This window comes from Sphaerotilus mobilis, assembly GCF_004216565.1.
In the GTDB taxonomy this organism is placed as follows: Bacteria; Pseudomonadota; Gammaproteobacteria; order Burkholderiales; family Burkholderiaceae_C; genus Sphaerotilus; species Sphaerotilus mobilis.
Genome location: NZ_SGWV01000011.1, coordinates 418,426 through 436,165, shown reverse-complemented (window position 1 = coordinate 436,165; position 17,740 = coordinate 418,426). Strand labels below are relative to the sequence as shown.

The 17,740-nt window shown below is 71.6% G+C and carries 11 protein-coding genes and 1 tRNA gene; 7 read left to right on the top strand and 5 right to left on the bottom strand.

What is annotated here, in order from left to right; all coding sequences use genetic code 11:
- Positions 1–46: 46 nt before the first annotated feature.
- From EV685_RS17205 to EV685_RS17180, 6 genes are all read left to right on the top strand, one after another.
- Complete coding sequence (locus EV685_RS17205; protein WP_130483260.1) at positions 47–2,074, top strand: S9 family peptidase; 2,028 nt, start codon at positions 47–49, stop codon at positions 2,072–2,074.
- Between the two features lie 57 nt (positions 2,075–2,131).
- The gene (locus EV685_RS17200) at positions 2,132–3,322 is read left to right on the top strand and encodes a YjgN family protein (RefSeq protein WP_130483259.1); all 1,191 of its coding nucleotides are present in this window, start codon (positions 2,132–2,134) and stop codon (positions 3,320–3,322) included.
- An 11-nt stretch (positions 3,323–3,333) separates the two neighbouring features.
- Positions 3,334–4,395 (top strand): M48 family metallopeptidase, encoded by a 1,062-nt coding sequence (locus EV685_RS17195; protein ID WP_130483258.1) that lies wholly within the window; start codon positions 3,334–3,336, stop codon positions 4,393–4,395.
- A gap of 60 nt (positions 4,396–4,455) precedes the next feature.
- Complete coding sequence (locus EV685_RS17190) at positions 4,456–5,637, top strand: vWA domain-containing protein (RefSeq protein WP_130483257.1); 1,182 nt, start codon at positions 4,456–4,458, stop codon at positions 5,635–5,637.
- Between the two features lie 98 nt (positions 5,638–5,735).
- Positions 5,736–7,667 carry an autotransporter assembly complex protein TamA gene (locus EV685_RS17185; protein ID WP_242615639.1) on the top strand — a complete coding sequence of 644 codons (1,932 nt, stop codon included), beginning with the start codon at positions 5,736–5,738 and terminating at the stop codon, positions 7,665–7,667.
- 77 nt (positions 7,668–7,744) lie between these two features.
- Positions 7,745–12,196, top strand: a complete 4,452-nt coding sequence (locus tag EV685_RS17180) for a translocation/assembly module TamB domain-containing protein (RefSeq protein WP_165396836.1) — start codon at positions 7,745–7,747, stop codon at positions 12,194–12,196.
- Between the two features lie 164 nt (positions 12,197–12,360).
- Here the strand turns inward: EV685_RS17180 and EV685_RS17175 are convergent.
- From EV685_RS17175 to EV685_RS17155, 5 genes are all read right to left on the bottom strand, one after another.
- Positions 12,361–12,435: transfer RNA gene (locus tag EV685_RS17175), tRNA-Arg, on the bottom strand.
- 168 nt (positions 12,436–12,603) lie between these two features.
- A complete protein-coding gene (locus EV685_RS17170; protein WP_130483255.1) occupies positions 12,604–13,386 on the bottom strand; it encodes a formylglycine-generating enzyme family protein in 783 nt (260 codons plus the stop codon).
- A gap of 61 nt (positions 13,387–13,447) precedes the next feature.
- Complete coding sequence (locus EV685_RS17165; protein ID WP_130483254.1) at positions 13,448–14,077, bottom strand: LysE family translocator; 630 nt, start codon at positions 14,075–14,077, stop codon at positions 13,448–13,450.
- A gap of 122 nt (positions 14,078–14,199) precedes the next feature.
- Positions 14,200–16,398 (bottom strand): sensor domain-containing diguanylate cyclase, encoded by a 2,199-nt coding sequence (locus EV685_RS17160; protein WP_130483253.1) that lies wholly within the window; start codon positions 16,396–16,398, stop codon positions 14,200–14,202.
- On the bottom strand, positions 16,395–17,189 hold the full coding sequence (locus EV685_RS17155; protein ID WP_130483252.1) for a substrate-binding periplasmic protein: 795 nt from the start codon (positions 17,187–17,189) through the stop codon (positions 16,395–16,397). The genes EV685_RS17160 and EV685_RS17155 overlap by 4 nt, the downstream gene beginning before the upstream one ends.
- A 120-nt stretch (positions 17,190–17,309) precedes the next feature.
- Here EV685_RS17155 and EV685_RS17150 point away from each other — a divergent pair, with 120 nt between their 5' ends.
- Positions 17,310–17,726, top strand: coding sequence for a hypothetical protein (locus tag EV685_RS17150; protein ID WP_130483251.1), 417 nt, complete (start codon positions 17,310–17,312; stop codon positions 17,724–17,726).
- The last annotated feature ends 14 nt before the right edge of the window (positions 17,727–17,740 follow it).

The window sequence follows — 17,740 nt, the reverse complement described above, 5'->3', positions numbered from 1 at the left end:
CCCGCGCCTGACCCTCGCCAGCGCGGCGCCACGACCGGAGATCCGCATGGCCCGCAACGCCCCCTACACGGTCGACACGCTCTGGCAACTGCAGCGTCTGGGCACGCCCAGCCTGAGCCCGGACGGCCGCTGCGCGGTCGCCGCCGTCGCCCGGCCCGACATGGCGCATGACCACCTGGCCTCCAGCCTGTGGCTGTTCCCGATCGCGAGCCGCAACGACCCATCGGGCGCCACCACCGCCCAGCCCCGCGCCCTGACCCAGTGTGGCGATGGCGACAGCCGACCGGCCTGGAGCCCGCGCGGCGACCTGATCGCCTTCATCGCCCGGCGCGAGCAACAGGGCCTGCGCGACGACGAGCCGCAGCTCTACCTGATCGCCCCCGACGGCGGCGAGGCCCGCCGCGCGGTGCAGGTGCCGACCGGCGTGGTGGCCTTGCGCTGGTTCCCGGACGGCCGCCGGATCGCGCTGGTTTCCTGGGTCTGGCCGGACCTCGCCGGCAGCAAGGCCCAGGCGCAGCGCATGCAGGCCCGCCGCGAACAAGGCCCCTCGGCGCTGGTGACCGAGGAATCGCTCTACCGCTGGTGGGACCGCAACCTGCCGATGGGCCGGGTGCCCCACCTGCTGGTGCTGGACCTCGCCAGCGGCCGGCTGCGTGACCTGTTCGAGGGTACGGCCCGCGAGCTGCCACGTTTCGACCTCAACGAGAACGCCTTCGACATCTCGCCCGACGGTCGCCACATCGTGTACGTGCATGACCCGGCGCCGCACAAGCACCACGGCCACCCGCTCGCGCTGGCCCGCGTCGACGTCGCCAGCGGCGCGGTGCAAGAGATCGCCCAGAACCCCGACTGGCACCTGGACGCGCCACGTCACAGCCCGGACGGCCAGCGCATCGCCTTCCTGGCCAGCCACCGCGGCCTGAAGCACACGATGCCGGCCCAGCTGGCGGTCTGGCAGGCCCACGACAGCCGCTGGCAGGTCGAGTCCGGCCAGTGGGACCACGCGGTCAACGCCCCGCTGCAGTGGGACGAGGACGGCCTGTCGGTCCTGCTGACCGCCCAGGACCGCGGCGAGCAGCCGCTTTGGCGCTTCGACCTGGCCGACCGCCGGGCCGAACGACTGGTCGCCTCGGGCTGGGTCGCCGGCTGGGACAAGAAGGCCGGCACGCTGGCCGTGGCGCTCGAAGGCGCCAGCCAGCCACCGCAGCTCTGGGCCCAGTTGCCGGGCCAGCCGCTGCGCCGGATCGAGCGCCTCAACGACGAGCTGCTGCGCCGCCACCGGCTGGCGCGCAGCGAGGTCGTGAGCGTGACCGGCGCGCTCGGCGATCCGGTCTCGGTGCGCCTGTTCTACCCGCCCGACTTCGACCCGACACGGGCACGGCCCTGGCCGGTGCTGCACCTGCTGCACGGCGGGCCGCATTCGGTCTACGGCGACAACTGGCACTGGCGCTGGAATGCTCACGTCTTCGCCGCCGCCGGCCACGTCGTCGCCTGCGTCAACTACCACGGGTCCAGCGGCTGGGGCTACGCCTTCCTTGACAGCATCACCCACCGCTGGGGTCAGCTGGAGGTTGACGACATCGAGGCCGCCAGCGACTGGCTGCTGGCCCAGCCCTGGGCCGACCGCCGGCGCCTGCACGCGGCCGGCGGCAGCTACGGCGGCTGTCTGGCTGCCTGGCTGAACGGCAGGGCCGAGCCGGGCCGCTACGCCGCACTGGTCTGCCATGCCGGCTGCTGGGACTGGCAGGCGATGTACGCGGACGACGCCTACGACACCCACGCCCGCGAGCTGGGCGCGGACTACTGGGACAACGCCGAGCTGATCGCCCGGCAGAGCCCCTCCAGCCTGGCCGGCCAGATGCAGGTGCCCACGCTGGTCTCGCACGGCGCCCGCGACGCCCGCGTGCCCGACGCCCAGGGCCTCGCCCACTACAACACCCTCAAGGCCCGCGGCGTGCCAGCCCGGCTGCTGTGGTTCCCTACCGAGCACCACTGGATCGACGGCCCGCGCAACAGCCGGCTCTGGTATCGCGAGGTGCTGGACTGGCTGGCGCGCCATCCCTCATCGGACTGACGACGCGCACACGCGGCAAGCCGACACTGGCGCGCTCCAACGTGCGCCCCAAGAGACATGACCCAGCCTCACCCCATGATGGACGCCAGCCGCTCGAATGACCCGGTGGACCCGGACACTCCGAAGACCCCGAGCGGTCTTCTCGACCCGTCCGATGCCGTGCCGGCCACGCGTCCCGGCTGGACCGAGCCGGTGCCGATCACCTTCACCGGGACGGGCAGCGAGTACTTCCGCATCTGGATCGTCAACCTGCTGCTGATGCTGGTGACGGCGGGCATCTACTACCCATGGGCCAAGGCCCGGCGGCTGCGCTACTTCCATGCCAACACCCGCATCGGCGAGCACGCCTTCAGCTTCCATGGCGAAGGCCGTTCGATGGTGCGCGGCTTCATCGTGATGGCCGTGCTGCTGCTGGCGGTGTCGTTCAGCGGCGAGTTGTCACCGGCGGTCGGCCTCTTGGCGACCCTGCTGCTGGTGGCGGCCGCGCCGATGCTGCTGCGGCTGTCGCTGCAGTTCCGCATGACGCAGACCCGCTGGCGCGGGCTGCGCTTCTCGTTCGACGGCACGCTGCGCGAGGCCTGGCGGGCGGCGGCGCTGATGCTGCTGTTCGGCGGCGCCATCATGGCCAATCCCTTGCTGAAGCTGTGGGCCACGGGTTCGCCGTGGCCCCCCCTCGTGATGCTGTCCGTCGGCCTCGACATCGCGGTGCTGTGCCTGCTGCCCCTGCTGCCGCTGGCCCACCGCAAGCTGCTGGCTTACCGGCAAGGCCACATCCGCCATGCCGGTGAACGCAGCAGCTTTTCGGCACCGTTGCTGCCCTTCTATGCGCCCATCTTCAAGGCCCTGGTCCTGAGCCTGGTGGTCGGCATGCTGACGCTGGCAACATCGTCACCCTGGCTGTTGGTGCCGCTGGGCCTCGTCACCTGGCTGCTGAGCATGGCGATCTGGCAAGCCGGCATCCAGAACGTGGTCTGGTCGAACACACGGCTGCCACAGGTCGAACTGCACAGCCGATTGGCCAGCGAGCAACTGGCGCTGCGCTATGCCGCCAACGCCATCGGCATGGTCTTCACGCTCGGCCTGTACTGGCCCTTCGCCGCGATCGCCACCGCGCGGCTGCGGCTGTCAGCGGTCAGCGTGTCGTTCGGACCGGACTTCGAACAGGCCATGGCCGAGCCGGTGCGGGCGGTCGACGATGCCCGTGGCGACGCGGCGGCCGACCTGGCGGGTTTCGACCTCGGCCTTTGAACCAGCGGACCATGGACCAAGCCCCCGCGCTGCTCTACGACGGCCGCAGCCCGCGCGCCCGTGCGGTGCGGCTGCGCATCGATGGTGACCGGCTGCATGCCGAAGCCGCCGACGCCATCGACGCGCACGACACCCCGTCGCTCAATTGGCCGCTCGCCGGCTTGCGCTGGCCGGAGCGTCAGCGCCACGGTCCGCGCCAGATGGACCTGCCCGACGGCGCCAGCCTGCAGTCCGTCGACCCGCAGGCCTGGGACGCGCTGGCGCGGCAGGCCGGCCAGCGCGACAGCCGGGTCGTGCGGCTGCAACAGAGCTGGCGTGGCACCTGTGTGGCGCTCTTGCTGGTGCTGCTGGCCGTCGCCGGCCTGCAGCGCTGGGGCGTGCCGGCGGCGGCCAGCGGCATCACCGCGCTGCTGCCGCCATCGATCGACCGCACGCTGGGCGAACGCACGCTGGCCGCGCTGGACGGCCAGATGTTCCAGCCCAGCCGGGTCGACGCCGCCGCGCAGGCCCGCCTCCAACGGGTCATGGCCGAGGTGCTGGCCCGCCTGCCGCCAGGTCGCGCCTCAGCTGATGCGCCCGCCGGCCGGCTGCTGCTGCGCGACGCCGGCCGCGAGGCCAATGCCTGGGCCTTGCCGGACGGCAGCATCGTGGTGTCGGACGCGATGGTGGCGTTGATCCTCCAGGACACCGCCCCGGCGGATGTCGACGCGATGCTGGTCGGCCTGCTCGGCCATGAGCTGGGCCACGTCCACCGGCGCCATGGTCTGACGATGCTGGTGCAGGCCAGCCTGACCACCGCCTTCGGCACGCTGGTGTTTGGCGACGCCAGCGGGCTGCTGGCCAGCGCACCCTTGCTGCTGGGCCAGCTGGCCTGGTCGCGCGAGGCCGAACGCGAGGCCGATCTCGACGCGCTGGCCCAGCTGCGCGCCCACGGCCTGAGCGGCGAGCCGATGGCCGTCCTGCTCGAACGGCTGCACGGCCCGGCCAGCGCCGCCGGGCGGGCCGACGCCGGCCTGCTGTCCAGCCACCCGGACCACGCCGAGCGCATCGCCGGCTTCCGTCAAGCACGCTGACAGCCGGCGCAAGGCCCTGCCTGGGTGGGCGATCGCGCGGCCCGTCGTATCCTTCCACCCATGCTGATCGACTTCTTCTACACGCTGCGCAGCGCGAAGCTGAAGGTCTCGGTGACCGAGTTCCTGGCGCTGCTCGAAGCCCTGCAAGCCGGCGTGCTCGATGACGACGGCGGGCCGACGGTGGACCAGTTCTATCACCTCGCCCGCACCGTGCTGGTCAAGGACGAGACCCAGTTCGACAAGTTCGACCGGGCCTTCGGCGCCTACTTCAAGGGCGTCGAGATGCTGACCGACTTCCGAGCCGAGATCCCGCTGGACTGGCTGCGCCAGACGCTGGAGCGCGAGCTGAGCCCCGAGGAGCGCGCCAAGATCCAGACCCTCGGCTGGGACGAGCTGATGGCCACGCTCAAGCAGCGCTTCGAGGAACAGCAGGGCCGCCACGAGGGCGGCAGCAAGTGGATCGGGACCGGCGGCACCAGCCCGTTTGGCCACGGCGGCACCAACCCGCAGGGCATCCGCATCGGCGGGCCGGGCGGCAAGCGCAGCTCCGTCAAGGTCTGGGAACAGCGCGCTTACCGCGACTACGACGACACGGTCGAGCTGGGCACCCGCAACATCAAGGTCGCGCTGCGCCGCCTGCGCCGCTTCGCCCGCGAGGGCGAGGCCACCGAGCTGGACCTGGACGGCACCATCCACAAGACCGCCGCCAACGCCGGGATGCTGGACATCCAGATGGTTCCCGAGCGCCACAACCGCATCAAGGTGCTGCTGCTGATGGACGTCGGCGGCACGATGGACGACCACATCCAGCGTGTCGAGGAGCTGTTCTCGGCCGCCAAGAGCGAGTTCAAGCACCTCGAACTCTTCTACTTCCACAACTGCGTCTACGACCACCTGTGGCGCAACAACCGGCGTCGACACGCCGAGAAGACGCCCACCTGGGACGTGATCCGCAAGTTCAACAAGGACTGGAAGCTGGTCTTCGTCGGCGACGCCACCATGAGCCCCTACGAGATCCTGCAGGTCGGCGGAAGCGTCGAATACCACAACCCCGAGCCCGGCGCCGAGTGGCTGCAGCGCCTGACACATGCCTTCCCGAACCATGCCTGGATCAACCCGGAGCCGCAGGGTGTCTGGGACTACCGCCAGAGCATCTCGATCGTGCAGCAACTGGTCCGCCAGCGCATGTACCCGCTGACGCTGGCCGGCCTCGAACAGGCGATGCGCCAGTTGTCGAAGTGAGTCTTCCGATCCGTCGCCGTCCCTCGCCCCTGTCCCTGCTGCTGGCGGTCCTGCCAGCCGCGTTGTCGGCTGCGTTGCCAGTCGGTTTGCCGCTCCTGTTGCCCGCCTTCCTGCTGCCTGCAGCGGCGAGGGCCCAGGAGTCCGCGGTCGAGACCGATCCCGGCCCGGCCGACCCTGCCGATCCGGCACAGGCCGACGAGACCGATCCCACCGTCGAGGACACGCTCGGTGCCGAGCAGCGGGCCCAGGAGCAGCGCTACGTCACCTGGCAGCTCGACATCCGCGGCGTCGACGCCGGCCTGCGTGCGCTGCTGCGCCGTCACCTGGACCTGGCCCGCTACGAGGAGCTGGCCGAGGCCGAGCGCATCACCCGCATCGAGCTGACCCGCCTGATGGCCGCCGCGCCCGCTCAGGCCCGCAAGCTGCTGGAGACCGAAGGTCACTTCAACGCCCGCATCAGCACCCAGGTCGTCGAACCGGCACAACCGGCGGCCGCGCCGGTCAACGTCACCGCGCCGAACCAGCCGCTGGCGCTGCAGGTCGTGATCGACATCGAGCCCGGCCCGCGCACCCGGGTCGGCGAGTTCCGGCTGGAGGTGCAGGGCCCGCTGGCCGTGGCCGCCGAGGCCGGGGATGCCGAGGCCCGCGATCTGGTCGAGCGCCTGCGACAGAGCTGGTCACTGCCGCGCGACGGCGCCTACACCCAGCGCGCCTGGGCCGATGCCAAGGCTGGCCTGATCGCGACCGGCCGCACGCAGGCCTATGCCGCGATCCAGATCAGCGGCAGCGTCGCCCAGATCGACACGGCGGGCGAACGCGCCGACCTGTTCGTGGTGCTCGACAGCGGCCCGCGCTTCCGCTTTGGCGAGCTGCGCTACGAAGGTCTGGACCATGTCCGCCCGGACGCCGTGCAGGCGCTGGTCAACTTCGAGGCCGGTGAGCCGCTCAAGGAACAGACCCTGCTCGACTTCCAGGACCGCTTGGTCAAATCCGGCCTGTTCGACAACGTCAGCGTGCTCTACGAGCCCGACCCCGAACAGGCCGACGCGATGCCGGTGACGGTGCGGGTCAGCGAACAGTCGCTGCAGCAGGCCACCTTCGGCGTCGGTGCCTCGGACCTGAGCGGCCCGCGCATCACGCTGGAACACCTGCACCAGCGCATCGCCGGCTATGGCTGGCAGGCCAAGACCCGGCTGCAGCTCGGCCGCAGCGCCCAGTCGCTGTCGCTGGACCTGACCTCGCACCCACAACCCGGCCCCTACCGCAACCTGATGGGCGCGGCGCTCACCCGCACCGACGCCAGCGGGCTGCGCGTCACCAACGAACGCCTGCGGCTGGGCCGCACGCAGGACACCGAACGCATCGAACGGCTCTACTTCGTCGAATGGCAGCGCGCGATGACGCGCGACCTGGACTCGGGCCTGATGACCGATGACACCAAGGCCGCGACCGTCAACTACCACTGGGTCTGGCGCGACCTGGACCACCCCATCCTGCCCACCCGCGGCTTCAGCCTGTCGGCCGAAACCGCCGCCGGCCGGTCCTACGCCAGCACCGACAACAGCGGCTTCTTCGGCCGCCTGACCGGGCGCCTGACCGGCTACTGGCCCCTCGGCGCGTCCTGGTATGGCCAGGGCCGCGTGCAGCTGGGCCAGGTGTTTGCACGCGACGCCGTCGCCGTGCCCTTCACGCTGCTGTTCCGCGCCGGTGGCGACGATTCGGTGCGCGGCTACAGCTACCAGACCCTCGGCCCGACCGATGCCAACGGCAGCGCGGTCGGCGGTCGTGTGCTGGGTGCCGGCAGCATCGAGCTGGCGCGGCCGTTCTCGGCCAGCACACCGGCCTGGTGGGGGGCCGTCTTCGTCGACGCCGGCAACGCCGCCGAGCGCTGGTCGGACTTCAAGAACGCCTACGGCGCGGGCATCGGTGTGCGCTGGCGCAGCCCCGTCGGCCCGCTGCGCATCGACCTCGCCTGGGGCGACCAGAGCCAACGCTGGCGCCTGCACTTCAACGTCGGCGTGACGTTCTGACCGGCCGTTCTCCGTCCATGCCGATCCAAGATCCCAGCCCCGAGCACCCAGAGCCCCCGCCCGCGCGGACCCGGCCCTTGCCCGCGCGCCGCTGGTGGGGCCGCAGCCACCAGCTGATCGGCGCGCTGCTGGCCCTCGGGGTGGCCGTCGTCGCGCTGCTCGTCAGCCTGCCCTATGGCACGGCCGGCACACGCTGGTTGCTGACCTGGGTCGCCCCGGTGCTGGGCCTGCAGGCCGAGGCGCCCGACGGTGCCCTGATGGACCCGGACTTCGCGCTCGAGCGCCTCGTCATCGAGCTGCAGCCCGGCCTGACGCTCGACCTCGAACAGCCGCGCTGGCAGGGCCTGCGCTGGCGCTGGCAACCGCGCGAGCAAGGTCTGGCCGGCCACGTCGCGCTGCGGGCAGAACGGGTGTCGGCCCAGCGCGCGACGCTGCGCGACAGCCGCCCGCGCCGTCCCGAACCCCTCACGCTGCCCATCAGCCTGGTGCTGCCCTTCGCGCTCGACATCGAACGGGTCGACCTCGCCGAACTCGCCCTGCCCGACCACCTGAGCCCGTCGCTGAGCGCGCTCTCCGGCCGACTTCATTTGGCGCCCGGGCGTCAGGCCGTGCACCGGGCCGACCGGCTGCAGGCCCGCTGGGACCGACTGCAGCTCGACGACGCCAGCCTGGCCCTGCAGGCCGACGCGCCGATGACGCTCAGCGCCCATGTGGACCTGCGCCCGGCGCCTGCGGATGCCAGCGGCGCGGCATCTGCGCCGGTCGTCACGCCGGCCTTGTCCGACTGGCAGCTGCAGGCCAGCGCCGACGGCCCGCTGGCCGACTTCCGCATCACGGCCCAGCTGCGCGCGGCCGGGCAGTCGCTGGACGCCCACGCCCGCATCCAGCCCACCCTGCCCCTGCCGCTGACCCAGCTCAGCGCCGACCTCGCCGGGCTGGATCTCGGCGCGCTGGCCAGCGCCCTGCCACGCACCGCGCTGAGCGGTCGCATCGACCTGCAGCTCGATCCCGACCCCGCCGGCCGCGCCAGCGAGCCGCTCCACCTGCAAGCCCGGCTCGACAACCCCCAGGCCGGCGACTGGAACGAGCGCCGCCTGCCCATCCACCGCCTGCTGCTGGACGCCCGTGGTGACCTTCGTCAGGTCGACCAGGGCCGCGTCAGCGCGCTGCAACTGGGCCTGGGCACCCCGAAGGCGCCCGCCGGCACGCTGTCGGCCACCGGCCGCTGGGCGCTGATCGGTCAGGGCCGCGAGCGCCGCATCGACCTTGAACTCGAAGCCACGCTCGCCAACCTGCAGCCGCAGCGACTGGCGCCCGCCAGCCCGGCCCTGCAGATCGGCGGCCCGCTGGCCCTGCAGCTTGGCCTGCCCTGGCCCACCGAGGGCGCCGCGCCACGCGGCTTCCAGGCCCATGTGCAGACCCGCCTGACCGGCCAGTTGACCGGGGAGCAGACCGCAGCCGGCCTGCCGGCCGTCACCCTGGCGCTGGAGGCCGACGCCAACGACCAGCAGCTGCGCATCGACAGCCTGCAGGCCGATGCCGGCGGCGCCCGCCTGACCGCCAGCGGCACGCTCGCGCGTCGGCCCGCCCAGGTCGCGCTGCAGTGGCGCAGCACCCTGCACGACTTCGACCCTGCGCTGTGGTGGCCCCGTTCGGCGCTGCGCAACCCGGTCGACGCGGTCGACCGCCTGGTCGCCGCCGGCCCGCACCGGCTCAACGGCACGCTGGACGCCGACCTCGCCCTGCCAACACGGGCCGGACGCGATCTGGCCGGGCTGGGCCAGCTGCGCGGTCAGGCCCGGCTGACGCTGCAACCCAGCCTATGGGCCGGCGTGCCGCTGGCCGGCGCGCTCGAACTCGACGGAACGCCGCAGGCCGCCTCGGCGCTGTCGCAGGCGCACATGCGCCTGAACCTCGAACTCGGCGCCCCGGAACACGCCACCCGGCTGGCGCTCAGCGGCGACATCGACCCGGTCGGCACCCGTGACCACTGGCAGTTCACGACCGACAGCAGCGACCTTGCCGTCTTCAACCCCTGGCTGCGCCTGCTCGACCCGGCCCGGGCCCTCGTGCTGGCCGGTCGTGGCGACGTCGACCTGAGCCTGGACGGCCGCTGGCCGCAACTGAGCAGCCGCGGCCGGGTGCAGGTGCCAGAGCTGTCGGGCAGCGGCATCGGCCGGCTGAACGGTCTGAAGGGCCAGTGGCAGGTCGGCACCGGCGCCGACGACCCGGTCGAGATCGACGGCGGCATCGACGAGGCCGAGCTCGCCGGCTGGCGACTGCGCCGGGCCACCCTCAAGACCACAGGCCGCGGCGAGGCCCACCAGCTGCGCGCCGGCATCGACGAGCTGACCCGGAGGCTGGTGACCGAGCCGGGTGCCCCGTCCAACGGGAACGGGAACGGGAGCGGGAACGCGGCCCTGCCTACCAACGGCCTCACCGCCCTGGCCACCGAACTGGACACCGCCGGCGGCTGGCTGATCGACCTGCGCAGCGCCCGTCTGGTCTGGCAGGGCCGCATCGAACGCTACGAGCTGCGCGAACGCGAGGCGCCGCGCAGCGCCAGTGCCGCCAGCCTGACCGGCAACAGCGGCCTGCTGCCGCGCCCGCTGCGGCTCACGCTCGACCCGACCCGCATCACGCTGGACCAGTCGCCCGAGCGCACCGAGCTGACGCTGGGCGAGACCCGTGCGCACCTGGGCGACATCCACCTGGCGCTGCGCCAGTTCGCCTGGCAACAAGACCGCAGCGGGCCGCAGCCGGTCGAACGCCTGAGCCTGCGCAGCCAGCTCGACGCGATCGAGGTCGCGCCCATCCTGCAGCGCATGCAGCCCGGCTTTGGCTGGGGCGGCGACCTGCGCATCGGAGGCCACATCGACCTGCAGGCCGCGCCCGAACGTTTCAGCCTGGACGCCAGCGTGCACCGCGAGTCCGGCGACCTGCGCGTGACCGATCCCGACAACCCCAAGAACCCGCAGCGCCTGGGCCTGGCCGACCTGCGCCTGGCCCTGAGCGCTCAGGAAGGCCGCTGGCGGCTGACCCAGCGCATCAGCGGCGGCAACCTCGGCCGGCTGGACGGCGAACAGAGCCTGCAGACCCGCAGCACCGCCTGGTGGCCCGATCGGCAGGCCTTCATCGACGGCCGCATGGACCTGCAGATCGCCCAGCTCGGCAACTGGGGCCGCTGGCTGCCGGCGGGCTGGCGACTGTCTGGCCGGCTGGGCGGCAATGCCCGCATCGGCGGCCGGCTCGGTCAGCCCGAACTGAGCGGCGAGCTGGTCGGCCAGCGCATCGCCGTGCGCAACCTGCTGCAGGGCGTGGACTGGAACGACGCGCAGATGCAGGTCCGCTTCGACGGCTCCCGCGCCCGCATCGACACCCTCAGCCTGCGCGCTGGCGAAGGCCGCGCGACGGCCACCGGCGAGCTGACGCTGGGCGAGTCGCCGCGCCTGACCTTGCAGGCCAAGGCCGAGAAGTTCGCCGCGCTGCAGCGGGTCGACCGCCGCCTGGTCGTCAGCGGCGACGCGCTGCTCAAGCTCGACGCCCGCAGCACCGCGCTGACCGGCAGCCTGCGCGCCGACGAGGGCCGCATCGACTTCAGCAACGAAGACGCGCCCAGCTTGGCCGAAGACGTCGACGTCCAGCGCCCCGAAGAAGCAGCCGCCCGCGCCGCCGCCCAGCAGCGCGACCCGCGCCTGAACCAGATCGACCTGAAGCTCGACCTCGGGCCGTCCTTCATGCTCAAGGGCCGGGGCCTGAACACCCGCCTGTCCGGCGACCTGCGCCTGACCAGCCCGGGCAACAAGCAGGCCCTGACCGGCGTCATCCGCACCGATGAAGGCACCTACGCCGCCTACGGCCAGAAGCTCAGCGTCGACCGCGGCGTCATCACCTTCATCGGCGCACCCGAGAACCCGCGGCTGGACATCGAGGCCACCCGGTCAGACCTGGAAGACGTACGCGTGGGCGTGCTGATCACCGGCACCGCCCAGGCCCCGCGCGTGCGCCTGTTCAGCAGCCCGACGATGACCGACACCGACAAGCTCTCCTGGCTGCTGCTGGGTCGTGCCTCGGACGGCCTGGGCCGCACCGACCTGGCCCTGCTGCAACGCGCCGCCTTCGCGCTGCTGACGGGCGAGCAGGACTCGCCCTCGCTGATCGAACGCATCGGCCTGGACGAACTCTCGGTCCGCCAGGCCGAGGCCGGCGACACCCGCGAGACCGTCGTCACCCTCGGCAAGCAACTCAGCCGCCGCTGGTTCGTCGGCTACGAACGCAGCCTCAACGCAGCGGCCGGCAACTGGCAGCTGATCTACCGCGCCGCCCAGCGCTTCACGCTGCGCGCCCTGTCGGGCAACGAAAACGCGCTCGACCTGATCTGGACCTGGAAGTGGGGCGACGCCGTCCTGCCGCCCGACATCACCGAGCTGCCGACCACCCTCCTGCCCACCCGCGCAGGCCGCCGCCAGTCCCCCACCGACGCCAACCCGGACCCCGCCACAGGCGCGACCTCCAGCCCCACGCCCTGACACCCAAGCGCCGTTGTTCAGGGGCCTGGGTTCGGACGTGCCGAGTCCTTGCGTTGGATCGTGGGGAACAGGTCAGGCACAAGGCTCACCGTCGAGCGACTTGCCGAGGTCCTGGCATCAGCAAGCGCTGACGCGTGATGCGGACCTGGCCTCCAGCCTTGGCATGGTGGCCCCGCCAGGAATCGAACCTGGATCTGCCCCTTAGGAGGGGGCTGTTCTATCCATTGAACCACGGAGCCTGCGCCGATATTGTGCCGCAGGCCCTTGGCGCTTCGAGGCGGCTTGCTGGGCGGGGCAACGGTAAGCCAAGGGTGCAGGTCCTCAGACCAGAGCCTCCTTCGGCTCGGTAGCGGCCGGCCCGGCGTCACGGATGCTGAACGGGGTCGCGGACTGCGTCGGCCACCTGCTCAGCCGCCGCGTACGCAGCGAAAGCCGATGTAGAGCACGGCGGTGTCCGGTGGCTTGCTCTGCAGGTGGTCCTCGCGCATCTGCGCAGCGCCGTACCACCACGAGCCGCCGCGGGTGCGGCGTTCTGTGTGGTCGGCGGCGCTGGGGGGGTCGTCGACCCATTCCCAGGCGTTGGCGGCCATGTCGTGCAGGCCGTTGACGCCGGCTGGCGTGCTGCCCGCTCGGGCGTGGCCGTGACCTCGGAGCAGCCGGGCGCCGTGCGCGATGGCGCGCTCGTGTGGGACGTCACCGCAATCGCCCAGGCATTGCGCGCCCTGCGGGCTCGCGCCGCTGGGATAGGGATAGCGTTCGCCGCGCCGGAAAGGCGCCGGGGGCTGTTCGCGTTGTTCGAGATAGGCCGCCGACACCCATTCGGCGTCGGTCGGCAAGCGCGCGCCCGCCCAGCGGCAAAAGGACTGCGCGTCGACAAAGGAGACATGCACGGCCGGCTCGTCGTCGGATGACGTCGTCCCCGGACCGAAGGGCGTCGCCCACGTCCAGCCGGGCTTGCGCACCCAGCCGAGTTCGTAGACCTCGCCACCGCCCGCACGCTCGGCCTGCGTGACGGCGCCGGTGGCCTGGACGTAGCGGCGGAACTGGCCGATGGTGGTCTCGGTCCGGGCAATCTCGATGGGGCCGACACGCACCCAATCGATGCCGGGCGGCGGGCCCGCAGGCTTCGCGGCGAGGACCAGGGCGGGTGCGAGCAGCAGGCACGCAAGCAGGCGAGGCAGATCGGGCATGGCGCATTTGTAGCGCAGCCTGTTTGCCCGCGCTGCCGACCCGGCGCTGGCGTCCCCTTGCTCAGCCTTCGCGGCGCGAGAAGACCAGTTTCGCGGCCAGGCCGAGCATGACCATGCCGCTGGAGCGGTAGAGCCACAGCAGCGCCTGCGGGCGGGCCTGGAACCAGGATGACAAGCGCCCTGCGAACACGGCCACCGGCCCCTTGACCAGGAAGGTGAGCAAGGCAAACAGCGCCCCCAGAACGAAGATCGTGACCGTGGGATGGGTCGCCTCCGGCGCGACAAACTGCGGCAGGAAGGCAAAGAAGAAGACGGCGATCTTGGGGTTGCTGATGTTGGACGTGGCGCCCGTCATGAACAACTGCCGTGGCGAGTACCGGGCAGAGGCGGCAGCCGTGAGCGCGGTGCTGCGTGTCAGCACGAGCTGAATGCCGAGGTGGATCAGGTAGGCCGCACCCACGAACTTCAATGCGACAAAGAGCCATTCCGACGTTCGCAGGAGCGCCCCCAGGCCCAAGGTCGCCAGCAGCGTGTGACCCAGCAGCCCGACGCTCACGCCGGCGGCCGTCGTCACGCCGGCACGTGTGCCCTGGCTGAGTGCCTTGGACATGACCAGGATCATGTCCTGCCCCGGCGTGGCGATGACGACGAGGGAGGAGACGAAGAACAGGAGCCAGTTCGCTTCAATCATGGTGCGCAGGAGTGGGTGATTCGGAGGGTGGCTGCGTGGTTGGCCGCATGGATCGCAACGCGTTTGGCCCGCCAGCTTAGCGACGCGCGTGTGCATCCACGCGCGCGGCGGCGGGCAGGTCTTCAGGCGATCACGCCCGGCGCGGTGTCCACCACCGGCCTGGCCAGTTCGACGCGGTTGCGGCCCTTCTCCTTGGCCACGTAGAGGGCTGCATCGGCCGCGCGGGTCAGCGTGGCGACGTCATCGCCGCAGTCCGGGGCGCTGGCCAGTCCGACGGTGAAGGTGATGGTCTCGTGCGGAAGCCCGGCGCTGCCGGCCTCTTCGGCGATGCGGCTCAGGGCCAGCTCGAAGCGCGCGGCGGCGTCGGCGGCGCTCATGCCGGGCAGCAGGCAGATGAACTCGTCGCCACCGTAGCGGCAGGCCATGTCGTCGGCCCGGATGCAGCCGGCCAGTGTGCGGGCGACCAGGCACAGCACGCGGTCGCCGGCATCGTGGCCGTAGCGGTCGTTGAAGCGCTTGAAGTGGTCCACATCGACCATCGCCAGGGTGAGTGGCTGGCCGGCACGCAGGCAGCGGGTCAGTTCGCGGGGCAGGGCCTCGTCGAACAAGCGGCGGTTGGGCAGGCCGGTCAACACGTCGCGCAAGGCCTGCTCGCGCAGGCTGTCGCGCAGACGCAGGTTGGACAGGCCGAGCTTGACCACCTCGCCGAAGACCTCCAGGCGCTGCTGAACCACGCTGCCGAAGGCCTCGCGCTTGTGATCCGCCTCATGACCCTGCAGGTGCAGCACGCCGATCAGCTCGCCCTCGACATACAGGGGCGTGCACAGCATGGCGCCCATCGACCCGTGCGATCGATGGCGACAACGGATGCCCTCCTGCCCGGCCTGCAGGTGCGGGCCACCCCGGCGGATCGCCCAGCAGGCCGTGCGCGGGTAGCTGGCGGGCAGGCTGCCGGGCTCGCCCCAGTTGCCGACGATCCGCATCTCCTCGCCCGGCCCCGCCACGGCAAAGCCGCCGTCGCAGTCGGCGAACAGCACGGCGGCCGCGGCACGGACGACGTCGAAGGCCTCGGACTCGGTGCGAGCGGACTGCAGCAGTTCGTTGAGCTCGGCGATGCGCGCCATGTCGGACTTGTGCCGTTCCAGGTCCGCCACCATCGAGATCAGCCGACCGTTGGTGGCACGCAGCTCCTCGTCGCGGCGGCGTCGCTCGGTGGCATTGGTGACCATGGCCAGCGTGCCGATCGGCCGGCCGTCGGCATCGGCGATCGGGCAGGACGCGACCTCGGTCCAGACGTCATGGCCGTCGACGCGCAGAAAGCGGATCTCGCTGCGTTCGCTCTCCTGCCCCGCCCGAGCGCGCAGCATCGCCTGCACGGCCGGTCGGTCGGACGGGTCGACAAAATCGAACATCGAGCGGCCGACCAGCAGTTCGGGCGCGGCACCGAGCATGCGTGCCATGGCCTCGTTGGCCAGCGTGGTGCGGCCGGCCTCGTCGACCTGCCAGACGCCTTCGCCGGCGGTCTCGACGATGCGGCGGTAGCGCACCTCGCTGGCGGCCAGCGCACGGGCGGCCGACTCCAGGCTGCGGGCGCGTTCGCCGGCCTCGCGTTCATAACGCTCGAAGGCGGTGGCGATCTCGCCGATCTCGTCACTGCGGAACGATTCGACCAGCGGCTCCAGGCCGGCCTGCGTCGACGGCCCGTGACCGATGCGCCGCGCGATCGCCGTCAGCGGTCGGGTCAGGGTGATGAAGGACAGCACACCCAGCGCCAGCGCGACCGTGACGCTGCGCAGCACGTTCAGTCCCATGTCCTGCCAGGCGGCGCGGAAGAAGCGCTCGACGCGTGGCGCCTGGGCTGTCACCACCTTCAGCTCGCCCACCCGCTGGCGCGCCGGCCCGAACGTCAGCGGCAGGCTGTAGTCCTGCGTCGGCGCGATCAGGCGGGTCCACCAGGCGCCGTTGGCGTCGGCCAGGATCTTGTCATTGACACCCCGGGCCAGCGTCTCGCCGAAGTCGCTGACCAGCATGGCCTGTTGCACCGGCATGTAGGACAGCGCCCCCTGCACCACGACCTTGGCCGCCGCCTCGTTGAGGTTGTAGCAAGCCTGCGCAGCGGGGTCGCGCATGACCGCCATCATCTGCAGGATCTCGCGCCGCTCGGATTCGACCGACTCGCGGTAGTCCGCACCCACCTGCAGCAGGCTGAAGACCGCCCCGAGGACCACGCCGAGCAGCCCCGCCAGCAGCGCATGCCGGATCGCCAGCCGGCCGATGCCGCGACGGTCGTTCGCGTTCGCACCCTGGATGGCTGCGCTCATGGTCGCTGGGCGCCCGCCTGGCTGCGCTGCCACTGCTGCAAGGCCTCTTCGAGCAGGCGGCGTTGCAGGCCATCGCGCTGCGCCGTTGCCAGCCGCTGGTTGACGGCCTCGACCAGCGCCGCACACGGACTGCGGCGCGAGAAGCCATGGTGGATGTCGCCCTCGTTGACCGGTCGTGGCAGCGGCACGATGCGGTCGGACATGCCCATGCGCAGCAGCTGGGCCCGGCCGGTGTACAGCCCGGTAACGACGTAGTCGATGCGGCCGGCGGCGAGCTTGACGAAGTTGACGCTCAGGCTGTCGGCGTCTTCGAGCGTCAGCGACTGTTCGGCATAGCGGTCGAAGGCATCGCCGAAGCGGTCACCGGCGGTGCGCCCGCCGAGCTTGCCGACCAGGTCCTGCGGGCTGTCGAACCGGACCGGCCGCGCCTTGGCCGAGAACACCGCCATCGGGTTCGGAAAGGCCGGCGCGTGGGTGAAGACGAGATAGGCCTCGCGCTCGGGCGTCGCCTTCAGGCTCACGATCAGGTCGATCTGGCCGTGTTCGGCCGACTTCAGCACACGCGGCCAGGGTCCGACGTGGCGGGCCTCCCAGGCCACGCCCAGCTCGTCGAAGATGCGCCCGGTCAGCGCGACGCTGGCACCGACGATGCGGTCCCCCTCGGCCCAGTGGTAGGGCGGGTAGTCGGGGTTGGCCGAAAAGACCACCCGGCTGCACTGCGCCGAAGCCGCGTGGGTCAGGAGCCAAGCGCCCGTCAGCGCGCACACCGTTCGCCAGAAGCTGCGTCTCATGGTCGTCCTGCAGGTGGTGCGTGGCCGTCGTGGCGGGCCCCGCAGAACCCATTCTGCGCGCAGGCCGATGCAAACTGCAGCTTCCCCGATCAAGAGAGCGCCACGCGTGAAGGAGCCAACGTGCAAGGCCTGACATCGCACCCCTATGCCTACCCGGCGCTGGAGGTGCTGCACATCGTGGGCATCGCGCTGCTGCTGGGCAGTCTGGTGCTGCTGGAGCTGCGGGTCTGGGGCCTGGCCCGCGACCTGCCGCTGTGCCCGCTGGCCCGGCTGGCCCTGCCGGTCACGCTCGCCGGCTTCGGCCTGATCGTCGCCAGCGGCCTGCTGATGTTTGCCAGCCAGCCCGCCGAGTTGTTGGCCAACCGGGCCTTTCTGATCAAGCTGGGCCTGGTGCAGCTGGCCGGGCTGAACGCGGTCTGGTTCCATGGCCGGGACAGTCTCGACCGCTGCGACGGTCTGGCCCGCGCGCAGACCGTGCTGTCGACGGGGCTATGGCTGGCCGCCATCGCCAGCGGTCGATGGATCGCCTACCTTTGATCCTCGGAGGCTCC

What these genes read in the sequence shown, in the direction of transcription:
- EV685_RS17205 (WP_130483260.1), top strand. Translation starts at nt 47, where the DNA reads ATGGCCCGCAACGCCCCCTACACGGTCGACACGCTCTGGCAACTGCAG.
- EV685_RS17200 (WP_130483259.1), top strand. Translation starts at nt 2,132, where the DNA reads ATGACCCAGCCTCACCCCATGATGGACGCCAGCCGCTCGAATGACCCG.
- EV685_RS17195 (WP_130483258.1), top strand. Translation starts at nt 3,334, where the DNA reads ATGGACCAAGCCCCCGCGCTGCTCTACGACGGCCGCAGCCCGCGCGCC.
- EV685_RS17190 (WP_130483257.1), top strand. Translation starts at nt 4,456, where the DNA reads ATGCTGATCGACTTCTTCTACACGCTGCGCAGCGCGAAGCTGAAGGTC.
- EV685_RS17170 (WP_130483255.1), bottom strand. Translation starts at nt 13,386, where the DNA reads ATGCCCGATCTGCCTCGCCTGCTTGCGTGCCTGCTGCTCGCACCCGCC.
- EV685_RS17165 (WP_130483254.1), bottom strand. Translation starts at nt 14,077, where the DNA reads ATGATTGAAGCGAACTGGCTCCTGTTCTTCGTCTCCTCCCTCGTCGTC.
- EV685_RS17160 (WP_130483253.1), bottom strand. Translation starts at nt 16,398, where the DNA reads ATGAGCGCAGCCATCCAGGGTGCGAACGCGAACGACCGTCGCGGCATC.
- EV685_RS17155 (WP_130483252.1), bottom strand. Translation starts at nt 17,189, where the DNA reads ATGAGACGCAGCTTCTGGCGAACGGTGTGCGCGCTGACGGGCGCTTGG.